General features: G+C 68.1%; 22 protein-coding genes. 12 read left to right on the top strand and 10 right to left on the bottom strand.

Annotation, left to right across the window (positions count from 1 at the left end; genetic code table 11):
* Positions 1-61: 61 nt before the first annotated feature.
* Complete coding sequence (locus LPA44_RS01015; protein WP_230887740.1) at positions 62-769, top strand: DUF7504 family protein; 708 nt, start codon at positions 62-64, stop codon at positions 767-769.
* Here the strand turns inward: LPA44_RS01015 and LPA44_RS01010 are convergent.
* From LPA44_RS01010 to LPA44_RS01000, 3 genes are read right to left on the bottom strand one after another with little or no spacing between them, the layout of a single operon-like run.
* The gene (locus LPA44_RS01010; protein WP_230887739.1) at positions 766-1,818 is read right to left on the bottom strand and encodes a segregation and condensation protein A; all 1,053 of its coding nucleotides are present in this window, start codon (positions 1,816-1,818) and stop codon (positions 766-768) included. The genes LPA44_RS01015 and LPA44_RS01010 overlap by 4 nt on opposite strands.
* On the bottom strand, positions 1,811-5,383 hold the full coding sequence (gene smc / locus LPA44_RS01005) for a chromosome segregation protein SMC (RefSeq protein ID WP_230887738.1): 3,573 nt from the start codon (positions 5,381-5,383) through the stop codon (positions 1,811-1,813). Before smc ends, LPA44_RS01010 begins: the two co-directional genes overlap by 8 nt.
* 18 nt (positions 5,384-5,401) lie before the next feature.
* Positions 5,402-5,689 carry a DUF7518 family protein gene (locus LPA44_RS01000; protein WP_230887737.1) on the bottom strand — a complete coding sequence of 96 codons (288 nt, stop codon included), beginning with the start codon at positions 5,687-5,689 and terminating at the stop codon, positions 5,402-5,404.
* A 132-nt stretch (positions 5,690-5,821) separates the two neighbouring features.
* Between LPA44_RS01000 and gatB the strand changes: the two genes are divergently transcribed.
* Positions 5,822-7,297, top strand: a complete 1,476-nt coding sequence (gene gatB, locus LPA44_RS00995; RefSeq protein WP_230887736.1) for an Asp-tRNA(Asn)/Glu-tRNA(Gln) amidotransferase subunit GatB — start codon at positions 5,822-5,824, stop codon at positions 7,295-7,297.
* Between the two features lie 55 nt (positions 7,298-7,352).
* Positions 7,353-7,757 (top strand): GNAT family N-acetyltransferase, encoded by a 405-nt coding sequence (locus LPA44_RS00990; RefSeq protein ID WP_230887735.1) that lies wholly within the window; start codon positions 7,353-7,355, stop codon positions 7,755-7,757.
* Here the strand turns inward: LPA44_RS00990 and LPA44_RS00985 are convergent, their stop codons facing one another.
* Positions 7,758-8,114: a hypothetical protein gene (locus LPA44_RS00985; RefSeq protein WP_230887734.1), complete on the bottom strand. Its 357-nt coding sequence runs from the start codon at positions 8,112-8,114 to the stop codon at positions 7,758-7,760.
* Between the two features lie 187 nt (positions 8,115-8,301).
* Here LPA44_RS00985 and LPA44_RS00980 point away from each other — a divergent pair, with 187 nt between their 5' ends.
* Complete coding sequence (locus LPA44_RS00980) at positions 8,302-10,788, top strand: DNA topoisomerase I (RefSeq protein WP_230887733.1); 2,487 nt, start codon at positions 8,302-8,304, stop codon at positions 10,786-10,788.
* 3 nt (positions 10,789-10,791) lie between these two features.
* On the opposite strand, the gene LPA44_RS00975 is transcribed toward LPA44_RS00980, so the two are convergent.
* Entirely contained in the window at positions 10,792-10,929 is a 138-nt protein-coding gene (locus LPA44_RS00975; RefSeq protein WP_230887732.1) for a hypothetical protein, read from the bottom strand.
* Positions 10,930-11,149: 220 nt separating this feature from the next.
* Between LPA44_RS00975 and nreA the strand changes: the two genes are divergently transcribed.
* From nreA to LPA44_RS00960, 3 genes are all read left to right on the top strand, one after another.
* Positions 11,150-12,415, top strand: coding sequence for a DNA repair protein NreA (nreA, locus tag LPA44_RS00970; protein ID WP_230887944.1), 1,266 nt, complete (start codon positions 11,150-11,152; stop codon positions 12,413-12,415).
* A gap of 50 nt (positions 12,416-12,465) precedes the next feature.
* Entirely contained in the window at positions 12,466-12,681 is a 216-nt protein-coding gene (locus LPA44_RS00965; protein WP_230887731.1) for a hypothetical protein, read from the top strand.
* 69 nt (positions 12,682-12,750) lie between these two features.
* A complete protein-coding gene (locus tag LPA44_RS00960) occupies positions 12,751-13,575 on the top strand; it encodes a CPBP family intramembrane glutamic endopeptidase (RefSeq protein ID WP_230887730.1) in 825 nt (274 codons plus the stop codon).
* Here the strand turns inward: LPA44_RS00960 and LPA44_RS00955 are convergent.
* Both LPA44_RS00955 and LPA44_RS00950 read right to left on the bottom strand, forming a co-directional pair.
* Positions 13,546-14,007 carry a DUF302 domain-containing protein gene (locus LPA44_RS00955; RefSeq protein WP_230887729.1) on the bottom strand — a complete coding sequence of 154 codons (462 nt, stop codon included), beginning with the start codon at positions 14,005-14,007 and terminating at the stop codon, positions 13,546-13,548. The two genes, LPA44_RS00960 and LPA44_RS00955, sit on opposite strands and share 30 nt — an antisense overlap.
* A gap of 69 nt (positions 14,008-14,076) precedes the next feature.
* On the bottom strand, positions 14,077-14,361 hold the full coding sequence (locus tag LPA44_RS00950) for a DUF5789 family protein (protein ID WP_230887728.1): 285 nt from the start codon (positions 14,359-14,361) through the stop codon (positions 14,077-14,079).
* Between the two features lie 211 nt (positions 14,362-14,572).
* Here LPA44_RS00950 and LPA44_RS00945 point away from each other — a divergent pair, with 211 nt between their 5' ends.
* Complete coding sequence (locus tag LPA44_RS00945) at positions 14,573-15,481, top strand: DUF7139 domain-containing protein (protein WP_230887727.1); 909 nt, start codon at positions 14,573-14,575, stop codon at positions 15,479-15,481.
* Here the strand turns inward: LPA44_RS00945 and LPA44_RS00940 are convergent, their stop codons facing one another.
* From LPA44_RS00940 to LPA44_RS00930, 3 genes are read right to left on the bottom strand one after another with little or no spacing between them, the layout of a single operon-like run.
* The gene (locus LPA44_RS00940) at positions 15,482-15,919 is read right to left on the bottom strand and encodes a Mut7-C RNAse domain-containing protein (RefSeq protein WP_330166469.1); all 438 of its coding nucleotides are present in this window, start codon (positions 15,917-15,919) and stop codon (positions 15,482-15,484) included. It abuts the gene before it with no gap.
* Entirely contained in the window at positions 15,916-17,670 is a 1,755-nt protein-coding gene (gene polX, locus LPA44_RS00935; RefSeq protein WP_230887726.1) for a DNA polymerase/3'-5' exonuclease PolX, read from the bottom strand. Before polX ends, LPA44_RS00940 begins: the two co-directional genes overlap by 4 nt.
* Positions 17,667-18,101, bottom strand: coding sequence for a DUF5788 family protein (locus LPA44_RS00930; RefSeq protein ID WP_230887725.1), 435 nt, complete (start codon positions 18,099-18,101; stop codon positions 17,667-17,669). Before LPA44_RS00930 ends, polX begins: the two co-directional genes overlap by 4 nt.
* Positions 18,102-18,588: 487 nt before the next feature.
* Between LPA44_RS00930 and LPA44_RS00925 the strand changes: the two genes are divergently transcribed.
* The 4 genes from LPA44_RS00925 to LPA44_RS00910 all read left to right on the top strand — a co-directional run bounded on the left by LPA44_RS00925 (position 18,589) and on the right by LPA44_RS00910 (position 22,728).
* Positions 18,589-19,548 carry a rhomboid family intramembrane serine protease gene (locus LPA44_RS00925; protein WP_230887724.1) on the top strand — a complete coding sequence of 320 codons (960 nt, stop codon included), beginning with the start codon at positions 18,589-18,591 and terminating at the stop codon, positions 19,546-19,548.
* 1 nt (position 19,549) lies between these two features.
* Positions 19,550-20,362, top strand: coding sequence for an endonuclease V (locus LPA44_RS00920; protein ID WP_230887723.1), 813 nt, complete (start codon positions 19,550-19,552; stop codon positions 20,360-20,362).
* A 50-nt stretch (positions 20,363-20,412) separates the two neighbouring features.
* Positions 20,413-21,228: an SDR family oxidoreductase gene (locus tag LPA44_RS00915; RefSeq protein ID WP_230887722.1), complete on the top strand. Its 816-nt coding sequence runs from the start codon at positions 20,413-20,415 to the stop codon at positions 21,226-21,228.
* A 108-nt stretch (positions 21,229-21,336) separates the two neighbouring features.
* The gene (locus LPA44_RS00910) at positions 21,337-22,728 is read left to right on the top strand and encodes a glycerate kinase type-2 family protein (protein WP_230887721.1); all 1,392 of its coding nucleotides are present in this window, start codon (positions 21,337-21,339) and stop codon (positions 22,726-22,728) included.
* Positions 22,729-22,798 lie beyond the last annotated feature (70 nt).

The raw sequence follows: 22,798 nt of genomic DNA, 5'->3' as shown, positions 1-22,798 counted from the left end.
GTAAGATTCGCGGCCGCGGACCCAAAATGTAAATACCATTCCCGCGTTTGTTAGGTCGACTATGGGGGAGCACGCGGACGCCGAAGCATTCTCGACCGAGCTCGCGGCGCTGAAGCGCGACGGCTGCAACGTTCTCGTCGTCAGCGACGCCGCTGGCCGCGACGCCGCCTGCGAGCGTCTGCTCGGTGCTCCCGAACTCGACCGCCGCCACGTCTTCCTCGAGACGTCGTCGGACGTCTCGACGGTGCTGGACCGTCATAGCCCGCGCCGCACCGACCCTTCGACGCTCGGCGTCGTGGACGCCACGCCTGCGACGGGCGCACGTTCGGCGGCCGCCGCGTCCTCCGGTACGAGCGACCTCCCGACACCGCTCGGCGAGTGGTACGAGCGCGTCGACGACCCCACCGACTTCGCGGCGCTCACCACCGCCGTCACCGACGCCTTCGACCGCGTCGCCGAGTCCGCCGACAACCCCAGCGAGCTCCGACTCTGCGTGGACGGCCTCGACCCGTTCTTCGACACCGTGCACTCGGGCGAGGTCTCCGAGGAGCGGCTGTTCCGCTTCCTCCACCTCCTCACGAGTTCCGTCCGCAGTGTGGACGGTATGGGCCACTTCCACGTCTCCGCGAGCGCCGACGACGCGCTCCTCGCGACGGTCGAGCCGCTGTTCGACGCGACGCTCTCCGTCGAAACCGGTGCAGAAGGAACCGTCCGCCAGCGCTGGCGGCTCCACGATTCGGGCCGCGTCACCGACTGGTTCGCGTTCTAGTTCGGCGTCGGCGCTTCCGTCTCCGCGTTCTCGCAGACCCAGAGGTCGCCGAACAGGTCGTCCTGTTCGAGCGTAACCGAGCCGCGGTGCGCGAGGAACAGGAGCGCGAGGAACGTCTGCACGCGCGACTCGCCGGCGTCCGCGACCTCCTCGTAGAGCACTTCCGTGCGGCCGCCGCCGTACTTCTCGTCCAGCACCGTCCGGACGTCCGCGATGGTCGCCTCGATGTCCTCCTCGTGGGCGTTCCCGAGCGCCTCCTCGGCGGTCGGCTCGTCGTCCATCCGGAACTCGTCTCCGGAGTGGTAATCTAACTCCTGGACGCCGCGCCGGAACCCCTTCGGGGAGTCGCTGGTGTCGTACTCCCGCGATTCTTTCCACCACGACCCGCGCTCGGCCTCCCGGAGGTCGCGCACGAGTTCGTCCAGCGTCTCCGGGTTGCCGCGGGCCTGCTTGCGCTCCAGCCGGCGGTCCATCTCGGATTCGAGCGCGTCCACGGGGTCGTAGGCCGGGCGACCGTCATCGTCTGCCTCCGCGGGCGGCGCCTCCCACGGGGGCCGCTCGACTTCCTCCTCCTCGGGTTCGTCGTCGCCGTCGTCGAGCATCACGTCACTCTTCATCCGCAGGAGGACGCTCGCGTAGAACAGCGCGCGCCCGGACGTCCGCAGGTCGGCCTCGTCGAGCGCCTCGAGGAATTTGTCCGTCACCGCGACGATGTCGATGTCCCACGGCTCGATTTCGCCGTTCTTCGCGAGCTGCACGAGCAACTCCACGGGCTCGACCTCGTCGTCGGGGTTCGCCTCTGGTTCGGCCGGCGACTGTGCAATCAACTCGGCGGCGCTGTCGGGCGTGTCGTCGGTGTCGTCTCCGGGCGCGTCCGCGGTCGTCAGTCCGCCGTCCGGCTCGGCGTCGCTGGACTCCCGCTCGGCCTTCCGGTCCTCGTGGCCCGTGATGTCCAGCGGGACGTCGTCGGACCCGCCGTCGGTTCGCGGCTCCTGCCGGTCGTCGCTCGCCTTTTCCGCGGACTCGCTCCGCTCGTCCGCGCTAGTCATTCGCTGTCGCCCCCGGCGCGGAGAGGTCGATACCCGTGACGATGCTGCGGTTGTCCTCCTGCATCGTGACGCCGATGGCGCGCTCGGAGCGGTCCAGCATCGCCGAGCGGTGGCTGACGACGACGAACTGCGCGTCCCCGGCGAGTTCGTCGACGAGTTCGCCGACGCGGTCGGCGTTGACGGCGTCGAGGAACGCGTCCACCTCGTCGAGCGCGTAGAACGGCGCGGGGTTGTGCCGCTGGATGCCGAAGATGAACGCGAGCGCGGTCAGCGACTTCTCCCCGCCGCTCATCGCGTCGAGGCGCTGCACGGGCTTGTCCGCGGGCTGAGCCTTCATCGTCAGCCCGCCCTCGAAGGGGTCCTCGGGGTTCTCCAGTTCGAGTTCGCCCGTGCCCGCGGAGAGCCGCGAGAAGATGCGCTGGAACTGGTCGTTGATGGCGTCGAAGGCGTCCATGAACGTCGACTTCTTCTGCTCGTCGTACTGGTCGATGCGGTCCTGGATGCCGTCGCGCTCCTCCACGAGCGTCTCGCGCTTGGCTTCGAGGTCGTCGAGGTCGGCTTCGACGTCGTCGTACTCCTCGATAGCCTTCATGTTCACCGGTTCGAGCGCCTCCATCTGTCGTTCGAGGCGCGCGACGTTCTCCTCGACCTCGTCGAGGTCCGGAATCTCCTCGGGGTCGTAGTCGCCGACGGCCTCTTCAAGGTCGTCGATTTCGTCAGCGAGCCGCGACTCCGCCCGTCGAAGGCTCTCTAGGCGGTTCTCGACCTTCTCGACCTCGTTGGCCTGCTCGTCGCGGGCCGACTTCGCCTCCTTGAGGTCGTCCTTGAGGTCCTCGCGCTCGCTCTTGAGGTCCGCTAACTCCTCCTCCAACTCGGCGACGGCCTCCTCCTTCTCGGCGAGCGTCTCCTCTTTGGCCTCGATTTGCTCCCGGAGGTCGCCGATGCGTTCCTCCTGTTCGGCCTTCTCGTTCTGCGCCTCCTCGATGTCGTCGTGGAGGTCCTCGACGGCGTCCTCGGCGTACTCCTTCTCCAATTGGAGGCTGTTCAGTTCGCCGTTGAGGTCGTCCACGCGCGACTCGAGGTCCGCGATGTCCGCCTCGATGTCCTCCTTCTGCGAGGTGAGCTCGGGAATCTTCGAGTCCGCGAGATCGCTCTCCAACTCCGCGATGTCGTCCTCTAAGGCCGCGAGCTCGTCCTGCTTCGCGGAGATGTCGGCCTCAATTTCCTGCATCTCCTCGTCGACGTCCTCGCGCTCGCCCTGCAACTCCTCGATTTTCGCCTCGAGGACGTCGATTCTCTCTTCGACGTCCTCGCGTTCGCTCTCGGCATCTTCGACGTCGTTCTGGAGCGAGCGCACCTGGTCGGTAGCGTCCTGCCGGCGGTCCCGGGCGTCCTCCAGGCGGTCGTCGATTTCGCGGACGTCCTCCCGAATCTCGGCGCGCTCGTCCTCGAGGCGCTGGATGCGCTCGGCGACCCGTTCGAGTTGGCCTTTGCCGGACTTCGAGAACGAGTACCGGGAGCCGGAGCGCGACCCGCCGGTCATCGCGCCGGACTTCTCCACGAGTTCGCCCGAGAGCGTCACGAGCCGGAAGTCGCCCATCAGGTCGCGCGCGGTCTCCATGTTCTCCACGACGAGCGTGTCCCCGAGCACGTACGAGAAGATGGGCTCGTACTGCTCGTCGAAGTCCACGAGGTTGTACGCGAAGTCCACCACGCCCGGCATCTCCGGCGTGCTGGGGAGCGAGCGGTGGCGCATCTTCGTGATGGGGAGCATCGTCGCGCGGCCGGCGTTGCGCTGCTTGAGGTACTCGATGCAGCGCTGGCCCGTGCCGTCGTCGTCCACGACCACGTTCGCCAGTCGGCCGCCAGCCGCCGTCTCACAGGCGGTCGCGTACTGCTCGCTGACGCCGCCGAGTTGCCCGACCGTGCCGTGGACGCCCTCGACGTCGCTGTTCAGAATCGTCGTGACGGCCTTCCCGTACGAGCTGTCCCCGGACTGGTCGGCCTGCGCTTCGAGGCGCGCGTACTCCTCCTGTGCCGCGGAGAGGTCGTCCTCGACGTCCTCGAGGTCGTCCTGGCGCTCCCGCTTCTCCTGCTTGAGGTCCTCGACGACCTCCACGATTTGCTCGCGGTTGCGCTTCGCCTTCGCGAGTTCGTCCTCGAGGTCGTCCAGCACCGCGTCCAATTCGGGGAGGCGCTCGCGGGCGTCCTCGAGGTCGGACTTGGCCTCGTCGACGGCCTCCGAGCGGCGCTTGGCCTCGTCCAGCAGGCGGTCCTGCTCGCGCTGGAGGTCGTTGCGCTCGCTCTTGGCGGCCTCCAACTCCTCTTTCTTCTCGGCGAGTTCGGCTTTGAGTTCGTCGAACGCCGTATCCACGGACTCGATTTCCGCCTCGACGTCTGCGAGGTCGGACTCGCGCTGCTGGATGTCCGCCTTCACGGACGCCTTCTCGACTTTCAGGTCCTTGATGTCGCCCTCCAGGTCGTCGATTTGCTCCTGTTTGCGGTCGATTTCCACGAACGACTGCCGCCGCTCGTTCTCCGCGGCCTCGATGCGCTCTTCGGCGGCCTCGACCTTGTCCTCGAGGCGCGAGATGTCGCCTTTCACTTCCTCCATCTCGCGCTTGATGGCGAGCTGTTCGTCCTCGCCCTTCCGCTCGATTTCCGCGTTCAGGTCCTCGAGGTCCTCCTCCAAGCGGAGGACGACGCCGCGGCGCTCGTCGAGTTCCTCTTGAAGTTCGTCGAGTTCGTCCTCGCGCTCACTGATGTCCGTGCGCGTGGCATCGAGGTCGTCGCGCTTCTCCTCGAGTTCGGCGGCCTTCGCGTAGCTCTCGTACTCCTGTTTCTCGTCGCGGAGGCCCTGGTACTCGAGCGCGGTCTCGCGCTCGTCTTCGAGCTGCTCGAGGCGCTCGCGCTTCTCGTCGATGCGCAGGTCCGCCTCGTTGATGCGCTCCTCGACGACCTCCAGCTCCGCGTAGGCGTCCTCCTTCTTCGCGTCGAATTCGGCGACGCCCGCAATTTCGTCGACGATTTCGCGTCGCTCGCCCGGCGTCATGTTGATGATGCCCGTGACGTCGCCCTGCATCACGACGTTGTACCCCTCGGGCGCGACGCCCGCCTGCGCGAGCAGGTCGCGGATGTCCGAGAGGTTCACCGAGCGGCCGTTCAGGTAGTAGTACGAGTAGTAGTTGTCGTCCGTGCGCTTCACGCGGCGCTTGACGGTGATGGTGTCCACGTCGCCGACCTTCTCCGAGCCCGCGGCGGCCTCGACCTGCGAGCGCGAGAGCGTCCCGTCGCTGTTGTTCAGCACGACCTCGACGCTGGCCTCCTTCGGGCCGGCGGTCGCGTCCTCGCCCTCGTGGCTGGGGTTGTAGATGAGGTCTGTGAGCTTCTCCGCGCGCATCCCAGAGGTGCGCGCGAGCCCGAGCGCGAACAGCACCGCGTCGATGATGTTCGACTTTCCGGAGCCGTTCGGCCCGCTAATCGTCGTGAAGTCCTCGTAGAACGGGATGCGCGTCGTCCCGGCGAAGCTCTTGAAGTTCTGGAGGACGATTTCGTCGATGTACATGCTGGGGAGGGGAGCGGCCTACGCGACGATGATGTCGTCGAGGCCCGACTCCTCGTTGTCGTCAGCCTCGCCGTCCACAGGTTTAGTCGCTTCGTCTGCCTCGGTGTCGGGGTCGTCGTCGGGCTCGATGACGCCGCCCTCGCGGGATTCGCGGAGCTCCTCCGTGCTCGGCGTGCGGTCGAGTTCGGCTTCCAGCGTGCGGATGCGCTCGCTGGCGTCCACGAGTTCCTCGGTGAGGCCGCGGACGGTCGCTTCCAGTTCTTCGACGCGCTGTTCGAGTTCCTCGACGTCGGTGTCGCCAGTCATACGTCCTGAAGGGGACGCGAGACGGATAAGTATAGGTCGGACGAGCGTCAGACAAATTCTGGTTGGTCGCGTGGGGCCGCCCGCGTGGCCCCTTCGTTAGTCCTAAGCGGCCACCCCCCGAATCGTGGCGTAATGAGTACGCAGGCCGCCACGCAGGACCTCGCCGCGGTCATCGGCCTGGAGGTCCACGTGCAACTGGAAACGGACACCAAAATCTTCTGTGGGTGTTCGACCGACACCGGCGACGCGGAGCCGAACACGCACACGTGTCCGGTGTGTCTCGGGCTGCCGGGCGCGCTCCCCGTGCTGAACGAGGGGGCCGTCGAGGCCGCCGTGAAACTCGGGAAGGCCATCGACGCGGCCATCCCCGAGCGCACCCGCTTCCACCGGAAGAACTACTTCTACCCCGACCTCCCGAAGGGGTTCCAGATTACGCAGTACGACGCCCCCATCTGCCAGGACGGCGAGCTCGTGGTGACCGTCGAGGACGAGCGCCGCGAAATCGGCATCGAGCGCGCGCACCTCGAGGAGGACCCGGGGAGCCTGCAGCACGTCGGCGGCAGCATCGACACCGCCGACTACACGCTCGTGGACTACAACCGCGCGGGCACGCCCCTGATGGAAATCGTCACGCGGCCGGACTTCCGGAGCGCCGACGAGGCGCGCGCGTTCCTCGCGAAACTCACGGACGTCCTCGAGTACCTGGGCATCTTCGACGCGGAGCGCGACGGCAGCCTGCGCGTGGACGCCAACATCTCGATGGTCGACGCCGCCACGCTCGAGGGTGGCATCAGCGACGAGGCGCTCGAAGCGGCGAACCGCACCGAAGTGAAGAACATCTCCAGCCACAAGGGCGCACAGAAGGCGCTCTCCTACGAGATTACGCGCCAGCGCAACCAGATTCAGCGCGGCCGCGAGGTCGAACAGGAGACCCGCCACTGGGACGAGTCCCGGGGAATCACGGTGTCGATGCGCTCGAAGGAGGAGGAGAAGGACTACCGCTACTTCCGGGAGGCGGACATCCCGCCGCTGGAGGTCTCGGACTGGAAGGAGCAGATTCCGATTCCGGAACTCCCGGACGCGCGCCGCGAGCGGTTCCGCGAGGAGTACGACCTCGGCGCCGAAACAGCCTCCAAACTCACGTCGCGGAAGGCCGTCGCGGACCTCTTCGAGGAACTCGCGGAGGAGTACGACCCAGGCCTGGCGGCGACGTGGGTCGCGGACAACGTCCTCGGCGAACTCAACTACCGCGGCATGGAGGTCGGTGACATCGCCGACCGCATCGACGAGTTCGCGCGCCTCGTGGAGCTCGTCGCCGAGGACGAGATTACCGCGAAGAACGCCGAGGAAGTCGTGCTGCGGGAGATGCTCGACGAGGGCCGCGAGCCCGACGAGGTCGTGGAAGCCGAGAACCTTGGGAAGACCACGGGCGGCGAGGTCGAGGCCGCGGTCGCGGAAGCAATCGACGAGAACCCCGACGCAGTCGAGGACTACTACGCGGGCGAGGGGGGCGCGCTGAACTTCCTCGTCGGCCAGGTGATGCAGAAGACCGGCGGGAGCGCCGACCCCGGCCAGGTCAACGAACTGCTGCGCGAGCAGTTGGAGTAGCGACGCGCGCTGTCGGCACCGACACGGCTTTCTTCTCGCTGTCGCCACTCCCGGTATGGCGTACAAACTCCGCGAGGCCCTCCCGACGCCCGAACGCTTCCGGGAACTCCGTGCGGCCGCCGGGATGGCCGAGCGCTCCCGCGAGGGCGTCGAGCAAGGCCTCCCGAACTCCGTGTACGGCGTGACGATAGTCGAGCAGCTCTCGGGTGAGACCGTGGGCATGGCGCGCATCGTCGGGGACGGCGGTTCGGTCTACCACATCTGCGACATGGCCGTCCACCCCGACCACCAGCGACAGGGCCTGGGCTCGCGGATGATGGACGCGATAATGAGTTACGTCGACGAGCACGCGCCCGAGAGCGCGTACGTGAACCTGATGGCGGACGTCGACGGCTTCTACGAGCAGTGGGGCTTCGAGGAGACGCGGCCCGCATCGAAGGGGATGTTCTACCGGGCGTAGCTACGCGGTGTCGAAGGCGTCGTGCTCGACGACGTAGAGGACGCCGATTGCTGCGAGCGTGAGGCCGCCGACGCCGACCGCGACGGCATAGAAGTAGTCGCTGGTCTCGGCGCCGTCGAGCGTCGTGATGCCGGAGACAACCAGCGACGAGCCGAGCGCGACGTTCCCGACGCCCGCGAGCAGCGACCAGCGCACGCGGTCCGTCACGCCGGCCGCGACGAACAGCGCGCCGGCGACCGCGAGCAACGCCATCTGGACACCGAGCAGCAGCGACGGCGGGAACGACAGGACGAAGCCGCCGACGCCGACGACGAGGAGGAAGACGCCGACCCAGCGGTTCACGCGTCGTTGGACCATGCCGCTACTCGAACGGCGGCGGGGTTAGTCGTTGCGCGTGCTCGCACGGCGCGCGAGTACCCGCACTCGTGGGCAGGCGCGAGCGCGCCTTGTCCCGTCGCTTGCTTGCGGTTCTCGGTCCCGAAATCTTTACCCGCGGTAGCGGCGTATCCGTCTCCAAGACCACCCCGGCAGGTGGAGGTACACCGTGGAACTCATCGTCACAGAGAAGAACAACGCCGCGCGACGCATCGCCGACATCCTCTCGGAGGGAGGGGCAAGCACCGACACGACCGCGGGCGTCAACGTCTACGAGTGGGGGGGCCGCCGTTGCATCGGGCTCTCCGGCCACGTCGTCGGCGTCGACTTCCCGCCCGAGTACTCCGACTGGCGGGACGTTGAGCCCGCCGAACTCGTGCACGCCGACGTCGTGAAAGAGCCCACGCAGGAGGACATCGTGAACGCGCTCCAGCGCCTCGCTCGCGAGGCCGACAGCGTCGTCATCGCGACGGACTACGACCGCGAGGGCGAACTCATTGGGAAGGAGGCCTACGAGCTCGTTCGCGAGGTCAACGAGGAGGCTCCCATCCAGCGCGTGCGCTTCTCCTCGATTACGGACAACGAGGTCAAGTCCGCGTTCGCGGACCCCGACGAGGTGGACTTCGACCTCGCCGCGGCGGGCGAGGCCCGCCAGATCATCGACCTCGTGTGGGGGGCCGCGCTCACGCGGTTCCTCTCGCTGTCCGCCCGGCAAATGGGAGAGGACTTCATCTCGGTGGGCCGCGTGCAGTCCCCGACGCTGAAACTCATCGTGGACAAGGAGCGCGAGATCGAGGCGTTCGAGCCCGACGACTACTGGGAGCTGTTCGCGGACCTCGCGAAAGACGACACGACGTTCGAGGCGCAGTACTTCTACGAGGGCGAGGACGGTAACGAGGCCGAGCGCGTCTGGGACGAGGACGCCGCCGAGCGCGCGTTCTCGGTGCTCCGGGAGGCCGGCGAAGCGGTCGTGCAGTCGGTGTCGCGGCGCACCCGCAGCGACGACCCGCCAGCGCCGTTCAACACCACGCAGTACATCCGCGCTGCTGGCTCCCTCGGGTACTCTGCGGGTCGCGCGATGAGCATCGCCGAGGACCTCTACACGGCGGGCTACATCACGTACCCGCGGACGGACAACACCGTCTACCCCGAGGACCTGGACGAGCGCGACCTGCTCGGCGAGTTCGAGCAGACGATATTCGGCGACGACGCCGAGATGCTGCTCGAACGGGACGACCTCTCGCCGACGGAGGGCGACGAGGAGACGACCGACCACCCGCCGATTCACCCGACGCCGGACTTCCCCGACCGGAACAAGCTCTCCGAGGACGAGTGGGAGGTGTACGAGCTCGTCGTGCGGCGGTTCTTCGCGACGCTCGCCGAGCCCGCCGTCTGGGAGCACCTGCGCGTCGTCGCGGACGCCGACGGCGAGTCGCTGAAGGCGAACGGAAAGCGTCTCCTCGAAGAGGGCTACCACGCGGTCTACCCGTACTTCAACACGACCGAGAACTACGTTCCGGACGTCGACGAGGGCGAACACCTCGACCTCACCGACCCCCGGATGGAGGCCAAGCAGACGCAGCCGCCCCGTCGGTACGGGCAGAGCCGGCTCATCGAGACGATGGAGGACATGGGCATCGGGACGAAGTCCACGCGCCACAACACCATCGAGAAGCTCTACGACCGCGGCTACATCGAGGGCGACCCGCCGCGACCGACGACGCTGGCGAAGGCGGTCGTGGAGGCCGCCGAGGAGTACGCCGACCTCGTGGTCAGCGAGCAGATGACCAGCGAACTGGAGGGCGACATGACCGCCATCGCCGAGGGCGAGAAGTCTCTCGACGAGGTCACCGCCGAGTCCCGCGAGATTCTGGACCGCGTCTTCGACGAACTCACCGACTCCCGGGAGGAGATCGGCGACCACCTCCGCGACTCCCTGAAGGCGGACAAGACGCTCGGGGAGTGCCCCGAGTGCGGCGACACGCTACTCGTGCGGCGCTCCCGGACGGGTTCGTACTTCGTGGGCTGTGACGGCTACCCCGAGTGTCGGTTCACGCTCCCGCTGCCCTCCACGGGCGAACCGCTCGTCCTGGAGGAGACCTGCGAGGAGCACGGGCTCCACGAGGTGAAGATGCTCGCGGGACGGGATACGTTCGTCCACGGCTGCCCGCTCTGTGCGGCCGAGGAAGCCGAGGAGAGCGAGGACCGCGTCATCGGCGCGTGCCCCGAATGTGGCGACGAGGAGGGCGGCGAACTCGCCATCAAACAACTCCAGACCGGCAGCCGGCTCGTCGGCTGTACGCGCTACCCGGACTGCGACTACTCGCTCCCCCTGCCGCGTCGCGGCGACATCGAGATTACCGACACGTGCTGCGACGAGCACGACCTCCCCGAACTCGTCGTCCACGACGGCGACGACGACGAGCCGTGGGAATTGGGGTGTCCCATCTGCAACTACGAGGAGTACCAGGAGCGCCAGCGCAAGCAGGGCGTCGAGGCGCTGGACGGCATCGGCCCCGCGACGGCGGAGAAACTCGAAGAAGCGGGCATCGAGGACGTCGGCGACCTGGCGAGCGCGGACGCCGACGAGCTCGCCGAGACGGTGTCGGGCGTCAGCGAGGAGAACGTCCGCGAGTGGCAGGCGCAGGCGGACTAGCGGTCAGGCTTCTCTGAATTCGCCGCTCCCGCACGCGGGGCAGTTCAACCGCTGGCGCTCGTAGCGGGCCGCGCAAATCCCGCACTCGAATTCGGTGGGCGAGTCCTCCACGCGTTGCCGGAGCTGTTCCACGACGCTCATGTTACACGTTACCACACATCGAAGACATAAATAGATTTTGGCGAGCGTTGGCAATTCGAGAATAGAATCGTATGTACTACTGTAAATACGGATATTGTTGCTCGTATGAGTCTTTTTCACGCTATTACCGGGGCGACTGATTACTATCTCTGTAGCTGTCTGGGGGATGTTTCGTGTGCGCGGCGAAGCGGGTAAGTGGACGCCCGCGCAAGTAGCAGTCGTGCGTCTCGACGACTACATCGAGGGACTCCAGCCCGACGAGTCGGTCCAGCGACGCCAGCTCGCCGAGGAGAAGTCCTACGAAGTGCTGGACTACCTCGACGACGTCGAATCCGGCTTCGAGTCCGCCGTGCAGGGGGACACGCTCGTCGGCGCGACCGCGCCGTCGGTGTTCGTCGGCAGGTCGTCGTATCCGAACGTCTCCGCGGGGATTCTCTCGCCAGTCGCGGGCGGCGCGGACCCCGAGGAGTACGCGACCAGCGGCGAGTGGTACCAGCAGGGTCTGGACATCGACAACGTCCTCCAGTACCGGACGGGCCTGCTGAACTCGCGGCGCTCCGCGAACGTGAACGTCCACGACGTCTGGGACGGCTTCGTCGGCACGCAGCGCGAGGTCGCGATGGCCGACCGGCCCGTGGACGTCGAAATCGGGCTCTCGGACACGCCGGACTTCGACGCCAGCGAGTACACGAACCCCGCGGCGAACGCTCCCTCCGGCCCGAACGCGAGCGCCGAGTCCGCGGCGCTCACCGAGAACCCCCACGTGCCGCGCTACGTCGAGAAGACCCTCGAGGACGACGACTGGGCGGCGGAGGGCGCGATGACGTACCTCTACCGCCGCGGTTTCGACGTCTACGACATCAACCGCGTGCTCTCCGTGGGCGCGCTCGGGCAGGCCGACCACCGCCGGCTCGTCCCGACGCGGTGGTCGATTACGGCCGTCGACGACACGGTCGGGCAGTTCCTCCGCGGGAAGATTCGGGACAACCCGAGCGTGAACCGCGTTACCGTCCACGTCAACGAGTACATGGGCAACCGCTATTGGGTCGTGCTCGCGCCCGGGTCGTGGGAGTACGAGCTCGTGGAGATGAAGGCCCCGGGCAGCATCTGGAACCCCGACCCCGCGGGCGACATCTGGATGGCGTCCGCCAGCGAGGGCTACGAGGGGCGCTCGGGCTACGTCGACGAGACCGCGGGCGCGTACTACGCGTCCCGGCTCGGCGTGCTCGAACACCTCGACAGCATCGGCCGGCAGGCGAAGGCGCTCGTCCTCCGCGAGGTCAGCGACGACTACTGGGCACCCGTCGGCGTCTGGCAGGTCCGCGAGAGCGTCCGCAACGCCTTCGACACCGAGCCGGGCGAGAGCCAGTCGTTCCACGGCGCGGTCCGGGAGGTCGTCGACCACCTCCCCGTCTCGCTCGGGGCGTTGCGCCGCAAGTCCAGCATGGTCGCGGGCGTCCAGAGCGACCTCTCGGAGTTCTCGTAGCCCGCGATTCGGGGGTTCGTTTATCCCGCAGCCGGGCGAACAGTCCCACCATGATCCCTGCATTCGTCGGCGGCCTCCCCGGTGGCATGGAGTTCGCAGTCATCTTTCTGAACATCGTCGTACTCGTCGCCGTCGGCTACGTCGTCCTCGCCGTCGTTCGCGCCCTCAGCCGCTCCTCGACGAGCAACCTCGAAGACCGCGTCGCCAACCTCGAAGGGCAAGTCGACGCGCTCCGCGAAGAACTCCGGGACCGCGACGAGGAGTAGCCGGCCAGCGCGCCGCCGCGCGCGGCTACAGCCCCGGGGTTTTTCGACACCCGCGACGAACGGCCGTGCATGGATTCGCTCTCCACTAACGCGGACGCGTCCTCGCCGTCTCCCGACGACGGCGACGCGACACCGTCCGGGTCGAAACTGCGCGCCGTGCTCGTCGCGTTCGGCGTCGCCGTCCTCGGGTTCGTCGTCGGTCTCGCCGTCTCACTGGTCCTGATGGGCGTCTGGGTCGCGCTCGGCTTCGAACTCACGACGTCCGCGCTCCTCGTGCTCGGGCTCGTCGGCTTGCAGGGCATCGGGTTCGGCCTGGTCGCGTACGCCTACATCCGGTTCTCGGGGCTCTCCTTCGACTTCGTGCCGGTCTCCGTCCCGTCGCTCCGAGACCTCGGGTACGTGGTGGGCGGCTACCTCACCGCGTTCGTTCTCGTGCTCGCCACGCTGGTCGTCATCACGTCCGCCTTCGCGACCGAACCGGCGACGAACGAGGGCGCGCAAGCCGCCGCAGAGAGCGGCTTGCTCCTGTGGATGATTCCCGCGTCCCTGCTGCTCATCGGGCCCGGTGAAGAACTGCTGTTCCGCGGCATCATCCAGGGGTCGCTGCGCCGGCACTTCTCCGCGGCGGGGGCCATCGTCCTCGCCACCGCGATGTTCGCGCCCGCCCACATCCTGTCGCTGTCCGGGAGCCCGCAAGCGGCCGCACTCACCATCAGCATCCTCACGGTGCCGAGTCTCGTGTTCGGGTTCGTCTACGAGCGCACCCGGAACCTCGTCGTCCCCGCGCTCTGCCACGGCCTCTACAACGCGACGCTGTTCACCATCCAGGCGTTCGCCCCAACCGGTGGGGACGCTGGAACCGGACTATTCTCCGCGTTCGCCGCTCTCCTGTAGGTTCGAGAACGCTTCGTCGACGTACTCGCCGGTCTCCGCGACGATTTCGTCCCACGTCTCGTCGTCGGGCGCCATTCCGAGCAACCGCGCGATGCGCATGATGGAGACGTGGTAGACGCGCTGTTTGCCGGGTTCCTCCTGCCAGACGACGACGTTGCACGGGAACAGCGCGCCGATTCTGTTGTCGCTTGCGTCCAGCGCCTCGTCTGCGACTTCGGGGTTGCACGCGCCGAGCACGTAGTAGGGGTCGCGGTCCGCGTCGACCTTCTCGTTGAGCAGCTCGGAGGGCGAGAACTCCGCGGGGAACCCGAAGCCGGCTTCCGAGAACGCCTCGCGGACGTGCTCGACGGCTTCCTCGTGGTCCATCGCCAGCACGGCCTGCTCCTCGCCGTACTCCTCGGGGTCGATGTCGCTGGGGTCGATTGGCAGCATGCCCGGAAGTCCGAGCGCCGCGAAAATAAAGCCCGGCGAGCCGTCGGCCGTCGCCGGTTTCGTCCGTGACTACTCGGTCGGCACGGGCCCGGTGCCGACGACCTCCCGGACGGCGTCCTCGAACTCGCGGCGCGTCTCGAAGTACGTGATGTCGACGTCTTCGAGAAGCGCTTCGAGTTTCTGGGGGCCGTCGGGCGTTCGGACGACCGAATCGCCCTCCTTGCGGGCGACCTCGCTCTTCTGCTGGGCCCACGTCAGTCGGGACGCCACGCGCGACAGCGGCGCGCCCTCGACCGGCTCGCCCTCGCCGAGTTCGACGGCGGGTTCCTCGTCCTCGTCGGTCTCGTCAGCCATACCCGGCGATTCGAGGGGGCGTGGATTCAACCTTTCGGAGCGTGCTCGACCGAAGGGAGAGCACGTTATGGCGAGCGGTGACCGTAGGGAACCGCGAGCAGCGTGCTCGTCCGACGACCACACCAACCCACGACCAACACCCAGTCTCCTCTCGCTCGCGCCGTCGAACGTCTGACGTACTGTTTTTACCCTGCACGTCTAACGGGCACGCATGACCAGCCTGGGGGAGACCTACGACCGGCGCGCGGGCGAGGCCAGCCAGCGGCGCGTCTACCTCGGCACCGGCCTGTTCGCCGCGGGCGCGCTGCTCGTCGTCGGGGGAATTCTCGCGGGCGCGACGGGGCTCCTCATCAACAACGGCTTCGGGCAGTACGAGAGCCGGGAAATCGCGGGCATCCTCGCGGGACTGGGCGTCCCCGCGGTGTTCGTCGGCATCTTCACCGTGATGCCCGCGAGCCGCGTCCAGCGCGCTGCTGCGGCCGTCGGTGCGGGCCTGACCGTCCTCGGCGTGATGTTGTTCCGTGCGACGTACCCGTACCTCTACGTCCCGAATTCGGGCGGCGTCCCGTCGACGGCGACGCTGGCGTTCGTGCTCGTCTACGCGGCCGGCGTCGTCACGACGTTCTGGTGTCTGTTCACCGCGGTCGCGACGTTCAAGACGCGCAACGACCCGGGCGGCAGCGTCACGCTCACCGTCACGAAGGACGGCGAGACGCACACCGTCGAGGTGCCCGCCGACGACGTCGAGAGCGCCCGCGAGAAACTCGCGTCCGGGAGTTTCGGCGGCGTCGGCGTCTTCGGCGGCGTCGAGGACCCCGACGAGCGCACTCGCGCGAACGCCTCCGAACCGAAGCCGTCGTCCCCGACCACGCAGACAGAGTCGACGGCCGGCGCGTCCCCCTCCGTCTCGGACGGCGGCGCGGCCACCGACGACATCTCCTCGCCGCTCGACGGCGACGCCTCGCCCTCCGCGGGCGGCCCGACGCCGGACAAGTACTGCGGGAACTGCGGGCACTTCGAGTACGCCGGAAACGACGGTATGCAGCCGTACTGCGGGCTCTACGAGGAGGAGATGGACGACATGGAAGCCTGCGAGTGGTGGGAGCGCAACGACCAGTAGTTACAGTTCTGCGAGCCGCTTCTCGACGTCGTCCCAGTGACTCCCCTCCCAGAAGTACTGCCCGCAGTCCTCGCACCGCCAGACGGGCGACGCGTCGTCCGGGACGTACTCCGGGAGCCCTGTCTCTTCTCCGACTTCGTGGAGTTCGCCGTTGCACGCGCCGCAGCGCTCGCCCGGCGTCGGTGTCAGGTCCACGCCCACGGCGGCGACTTCGCGGAGTTGGTCGTCGACGTCCTTGGACTCGACGAGAATACTCTCGGGCGCTCGCTCGGCCAGTTCGCGGTCCCGCGTGACTAGCACGCGGTCCTCGCGAGCGGCGAGGTCACGAATCGCGTCGTCGGCCTCGACGCCCCGGTCCAGACAGTACGCGGCGTCGTGCCCACACATTCGTAGCATGCGCGCGAGGCTGCCGAGCATCGCGTCCAGCAGCAGTTTCACGAGTCGAGGAACTCGCGGACGCCGTCCGCGTCGCGGGCGTTCAGCACGTCGTCGGCTTCCGCCCAGCCGCGGCGCGCGGTGTGGACGCCGTACTCGATGTAGTCGTACTCGCTGGTGGAGTGGGCGTCCGTGTTGACTGATATCGTCGCGCCCGCGTCGACGGCCGTCTGGACGACGCTCCCCCAGAGGTCGAGGCGGTGCGGGTTGCTGTTGATTTCGAGCGCGGTGCCGGCCGCGGCGGCGGCCTCCGCGAGCGCCTCGGGGTCGAACTCCATCGCCGGGCGGTCGTTGATGAGCCGTCCGGAGGGGTGCCCGAGAATGTCGACGTGCGGGTGTTCGACGGCCGTAATCAGGCGCTCGGTCTGGTCGCCGCCGTCCTCGCCGAGGCCGCTGTGCGGGCTCGCGACAACGACGTCGAGGTCCGCGAGCACGTCGTCGCTGACTTCGACGACGTTCCCGTCAGTGTCGACGTTCGCTTCGATGCCGTGGAAGACGGTGATATCCGTCTCCTCGCGTGCGGCCTCGATTTCGTCGACCTGCTCGCGGACGTCCGCGTCGGAGAGCCCGCTGTCGCCGAACACGCCCGGGCCCTCGGCGTGGTCCGTGATGGCGACGTAGTCGTGGCCGAAGTCGGCGGCTCCCTCGACCATCTCGCGGACCGTGAGGTCGCCGTCCGACCAGTCCGAGTGCGCGTGCACGTCGCCGCGCACGTCGCCCTCCTCGATTAAGTCCGGGAGGTCGCCGCTGGCGGCGGCGTCGACCTCGCCGCGGTCCTCGCGCATCTCCGGCGGAATCAACGGCAGGCCGAGCGCGTCGTAGACTGCTTCCTCGGTTTCGCTGGCGAGCCGCTCGCCTACGCGCTGACCCGCGTCCGGGTCCTCGACGTCCGAGATGTCGAAGACGCCGTACTCGTTGACCTTCTTGCCCTGGTCGATGGCGTGGTTGCGAAGCGTGATGTTGTGGTCCTTGCTTCCCGTGAAGTACTGGAGTGCCGCGCCGAACTCCTCGTCGACCACCACGCGGAGGTCGATGCGGAGCTGGTTCGACCGCACGCTCGTCTTCGTCGGCCCCAGGTCCAGCGTCTCGTCCACGCGGTCCCACTCCGTCAGCGCCTCCCCGACCGTCTCGCCGGCGTCGCTGGCGACGAGCACGTCCACGTCGCCGATGGTCTCGCGCCACCGCCGCGTCGACCCCGCGACTTCAACGCGCTCGACGGCGTCGAGGTCTGCGAGGAACGACCGCACGTCCTCCGCGATGGGGCGGCCGTTCCCGAGAAGTTCCCGTTCCTGGGCCTGCCGCGCGAACCCGATGTGGTCGAGGATGTTCTGCTCGGTCTTCGGCCCGAACCCCTCGACTTCCTGAATCTCTCCCGCGCGAGCCGCCTCCTCGAGGTCGTCCAACGTCTGCACGCCGAGCGCGTCGTAGAGCTTCTTGACGGTCTTCGGCCCGACTCCCTCGACGGACGTCAACTGCTCGATGTCCACCGGGAGTTTCTCGCGTTCCTCCTCCAACTCCTCGATTTCGCCGGTCTCGACGTACTCCACGACCTTCGACGCGATGGACTCCCCGACCGCGTCGATTTTCTGGACCGCGTCCGTGCCTTCGGCCGCGAGGTCCTCGACGGCTTCTGGGTAGTCCCGGATGTTCGACGCCGCGCGCCGGTACGTGTTCGGCTTGTAACCGACGTCCTGGGCCTCCAGCAGGTCCGCGTACTCCTCGAGCACACTCGCGACCTCGTTGTTCCGACTCATCGCTTGATGCCCTCCTCGTTGTCGTGGCCCAGCGCCTCCTTCAGGAACGAGAACCAGCGCTTCTTGTCCGCGCGCTCGCTCGCCTCGATTTCCGCCTCGATGCTCGTCGTCCCCAGCGATTCGAGCGCGTTTAGTGCCCGCTCGATACCGATGATGGCGTTCACGACTTCCTCGCCCTCCTCGCGCGTGATGTCCGCCTCCTCGAGGCGCTCGCGACGCTGCAGGCGCTCCCGCCGCAGCAACTTCTTCGCTTCCTCGACGTCCTCGCGGCGCTCGGCCGGCACCGAATCGAGCTTCTTCACCTCGAAGACGAACTCCCGTAACTCGAACTCCTCGCCCTGCACGTCGAGTGTGTCCGGAATCGACGCCCCCACCGTCGCGGCCTCCCGGTCGACGCGCTCGAGGAGTTGCTTCCGCTCGAACTCGCGCATACTCGTGTTACCGCCGGCTCCCGCAAAAGCCCCCCGGCTGTCTGGAAGTGAGGTTCGTGTATTTCGTCGTGCTTCTGCGACTGTAGCGCGGATGTAGAAAGCCCCGAGGCTGTAGACTCGGGAGGATCGTTGCGCTCCTCGGCCTTCGGCCTGCGGTGCTTACGTCGCCTGCCTTCGTCTACAGCCTCGCCCCTTTCAGTCCCACCCGTTACCGGCTGTCCAACCGGCTACGGGAGGACTGAAAGGGGCGGCTCGCTGAACCCGGCCCCGGCGAAGCAAGCACCGACTGGAGCGCAGCGAGCCGCGGACGGTTCAGCGAGTCGGGGCTTTCGAGGTGTCGTCGACAGAAAAGCCGTTGTAGACAACGAAATCCTCGCACGTACCGGAGCCGTCGCCCGCAGAACAATCCGTACTGCGACGCGTGAAACAATCCGTACGGAAGCCCGAGACCCAAAACGATAACCACGCGCCCACCCAACCGCCGGTAATGGCGACGTGTGACCGGTGTGGCGAGCAGGAGTCGATGCCGTACCAGTGTCGGCTCTGCGGCGGCACGTTCTGTTCGTCCCACAGGCTCCCGGAGAACCACGACTGTCCGGGCCTCGACGAGTGGAACGACCCCGGCGGCGTCTTCGACAGTGGGTTCGACGACAGCGTGAGCCAATCCCAGGATAGCGGCGGGCTCGCGGCGAAGGTGCCCGTGGATACAGGGCCGGGTGGCGTGCTCGGCTACTTCCGCGGGAACGTCTCGTTCGCGCTGCTCGCGGTGATGTGGCTGACGTTCGTGCTGCAGTACGCGGTCGCGCCCGCGCTCGGCGTGGAGGCGTACAGCCAGCAGTGGTTCAACATCTTCACCATCAACACGACGGAGCCGCTGGCCGTCTGGACGTGGGTGACGTCCGTGTTCGCGCACGGCGGCTTCGGCCACATCGTGTTGAACAGCATCGTGCTGTACTTCTTCGGCCCCGTGGTCGAGAAGCGCATCGGCTCCACGAAACTCGTCGGCTTGTTCGTGGTCGCAGGCGCGCTCGCGGGCCTCGCGCAGGTCGGCGCGACGCTGCTGATGAACCCGGACGTGCTCGGCGTGCCGCTCGTGCTCACGCAGAATGGCTCCGCGGTGCTCGGCGCGAGCGGCGCCATCGCGGCGCTAATGGGCGTGCTCACGGTGCTGAACCCGAACCTCCGCATCTACCTCTACTTCATCATCCCGATGCCGCTGTGGCTCGCGACCCTGCTGTTCGCGGGCTACTCCATCTTCGTCTCGACGGTCGGCGGCGGCATCGGCGCGGGCGGCGTCGCGCAGTTCGCACACCTCGCCGGCCTCGGCATCGGCCTGCTGTACGGCGTGAAACTCAAGCGCGAGGGCGAGCGGGCACCCAAGCAACTCCAATTCGGCGGCCCCGGTGGGCCGGGCGGCCCGGGCGGTCCCGGCCGCCGGCGTCCCTGACATGGAGGTCGTTCGCCCCGAGTTCCTCCCGGACCCGGACCGCTCCCACGAGGAGATGGAGGCCCTCCAGCGCGAGATAGCGGCGATGGCATCCTTCGAGGACGACTTCGGCTTCGACGTCGCGGCCATCGAACTGGCGGAGTCGCCGACGGACGCGCCGACTGCTGCGGGGAGCGTCGGCGAACAGGTCACGCTCACCGACAGCGACGCGCCCGTGGTCGTCGGCGTCGACCAGGCGTTCGTCGGGGACGACTACTCCGTGAGCGCCGCGGTCGCGATTCGGGACGGCCGCGTCGTCGAGCGCGCCGCGGGCCGCGCGGAACTGGAAGTGCCCTACATTCCCGGACTGTTGGCGTTCCGCGAGGGCGACGCCATCGTCGACGCGCTCGAATCGCTCTCCGTGGAGCCGGACGTGCTCGTGCTCGACGGGAGCGGCCGCATCCACTTCCGGCAAGCCGGCCTCGCGACGCACGTGGGCGTGCTCTTCGACGTGCCCGCGGTGGGCGTCGCGAAGAACTTGCTCTGTGGGACGCCTCGCGAACCGCTGGACGAGCCGCTGCCGGAGGGTGCTCGCGTCGCCATCGAAGCCGACGACTCGATGGACGCACCCGACGGGACCGTCGTCGGGTACGCCTACCAGTCCCGGCAGTACCCCAACCCCGAGACGCGCCACGTCAACCCACTCATCGTGAGTCCCGGCCACCGCGTCAGCGCCGAGACCACCGTGGACATCGTGGAAGCGACCTGCACGGGGTACAAACTCCCCGCGCCGACGCGGCTCGCGGACGCCTACGCCGACGACCTGAAGGACTGACTGCGGCGACGACTCGACCCTTTAACTGCCGGGGCCACGACCCATCGGGCATGGAGAAGGTCGCACTCGTGACGGGGTGTTCGTCGGGCATCGGCGCGGCGACCGCCCGGTCGCTGCTCGCCGAGGAGTGGACGGTCGTCGCGACCGCCCGGGACACCGACGACCTCGCGGCGCTCGCCGACGAGGGCTGTGAGACTGCCGAACTCGACGTCACGAAGCCCGCGCAGTGCCGCAACGTCGTCGACGAGGTCGTCGAGGAACACGGCCGGCTGGACTGTCTCGTGAACAACGCCGGCTACGCCCAACTCGGGCCGCTGGAGGACGTGCCGACGCGCGAACTCCACCGACAGTTCGACGTGAACGTCTACGGTCCGCATCGCCTGATTCGCGCCGCGCTCCCGCACATGCGCGAGCGCGAGGAGGGCACCATCGTCAACGTCTCCAGCGTCGCCGGGCGCGTCGCGACCCCGGGGATGGGCGCGTACAACGGCTCGAAGTTCGCGCTGGAAGGGATGAGCGACGCGCTCCGAGCGGAGGTCGCACCCTACGACGTCGACGTCGCCATCGTCGAACCCGGCCCGGTCGAAACCTCGTTCTCGGAGCGCGCCGAAGCAGAAATCGAGGGCCTGGACCGCAGCGGCGCCTACGAGAAACTCTACTCCTTCTTCGAGGACGCCAGCGCGGTCAACGGCGTCGGTGCCGTCCCACCGGAGAAAGTTGCAGCAGTAATCACGGAAGCCGCGGTCAGCCCCGACCCCAAGTCCCGGTACCCCGTCGGGACGCCGGGTCGCATCGGCGTGCTCGCGCGCTTCCTCCCCGACCGCTGGCTGGACGCCGGCTACCGGCTGCTCCAGCGGTTCGCCTGACTACTCGTCGAGACGGGCGACGCGGGACTCCTCGGCGACTGGAGTCCGCCAGTCGTCACAGCAACCGGAATCGTCTTGCCCGCGTGGCCCCGCGTCAGAACTATCCTGATGATACGGAACCGGGAGGAGCTGGCGACGACCGAGGGGCGGGACACCGCACTCGCGTGTGTCGAGGCGGGGATTCGAGCGGCGCACCCGAAGTCGGTCGTTCGCGAGGCCGTCACTCGTTCTGGAGACACACTGTCCGTACTCGACGACGAGTACGACCTGCGCGAGTACACCGAGGTCGTGGTCGTCGGTGGCGGGAACGCCGCCGGGTACGTCGCGGCCGCCCTCGAGGACGTGCTCGGCGACCGGCTCGACCGCGGCGCTGTCGTCACTGACGACCCGACTTCGACCGAGCACGTCGACGTCCTGCCGGGCGACCATCCGGTACCGAGCGAGCGCGGCGTCGCGGGAGCGAGCACCGTCCTCGATCTCGCCGAGTCTGCGACCGAGGACACGCTCGTGCTGGCGGTGGTCACCGGTGGCGGGAGCGCCCTCCTCCCGGCGCCCGCCGGGGACGTCACGCTCGCGGACCTCCAGGCGACGACCGACGAACTGCTCGCGTCCGGCGCGACCATCCACGAGATAAACGCCGTCCGGAAGCACCTCTCCGCGCTGAAGGGCGGACAGCTCGCTCGCGCCGCCGCGCCCGGGACGGTGGTGGGGCTGCTGTTGAGCGACGTGAACGGCGACGACCAGAGCGTCATCGGTAGCGGGCCGACCGCACCGGACGACTCGACGTTCGCGGACGCCGTCGAAGTCCTCGAAGCCTACGACGTGGCGGTCCCCGAACGCGTGGAGTCGCGACTCCGTCGCGGCGCCGACCGGGGCGACCGCGCGGCCGACTGTCGAGACGTGCAGGCATCGACTGACGACCCTGTAGACGTCGCGGAGACGCCGACGAGTGGCGATTCCGTGTTCGACCGCGTCACCAACTACGTCCTGGCGAACGGGTCCACCGCACTCACCGCCGCCCGCGAGGTCGCCGCCGACCGGGGGTACGAGACGATGATTCTCTCCGCGAGCGTCCGCGGGGAGGCCCGCGAGGCCGCCAAGACCCACGTCGCGGTCGCCGAGGAGGTGGTCGCGACCGACAACCCCGTCTTGGCGCCGGCGGTCGTCCTCTCGGGCGGTGAGACGACGGTGACGGTCAGCGGCGACGGCGAGGGCGGGCCGAATCAGGAGTTCGCCACCAGCGCCGCCGCAGAACTAGACCTCGACGGCGTGACGCTGGCGGCCGTCGACACCGACGGCATCGACGGTGCGACCGACGCCGCGGGCGCCGTCGTCGACGCTGACACGGTCGGCGAGAAGGACGCCGATGCAGCCCGCGCCGCGCTCGCCGACAACGACGTCACACCGTTGCTCCGGGAGCGGGGCGAACTGATTCGGACGGGCGCGACCGGCACGAACGTCAACGACCTCCGGGTGCTGGTCGTCGAGGACTACTCCTGACTGAGCCGACTAGCTGACTGTCCGGCTGTGTCGCTGCCGTCGGTGGCGCTGTCGTCTGGTTGCCGGCTGT

This window comes from Halobacterium sp. KA-4 (genome assembly GCF_021028995.1).
Lineage (GTDB): Archaea > Halobacteriota > Halobacteria > Halobacteriales > Halobacteriaceae > Halobacterium.
This window is presented reverse-complemented; position numbering and strand designations above follow the sequence as displayed.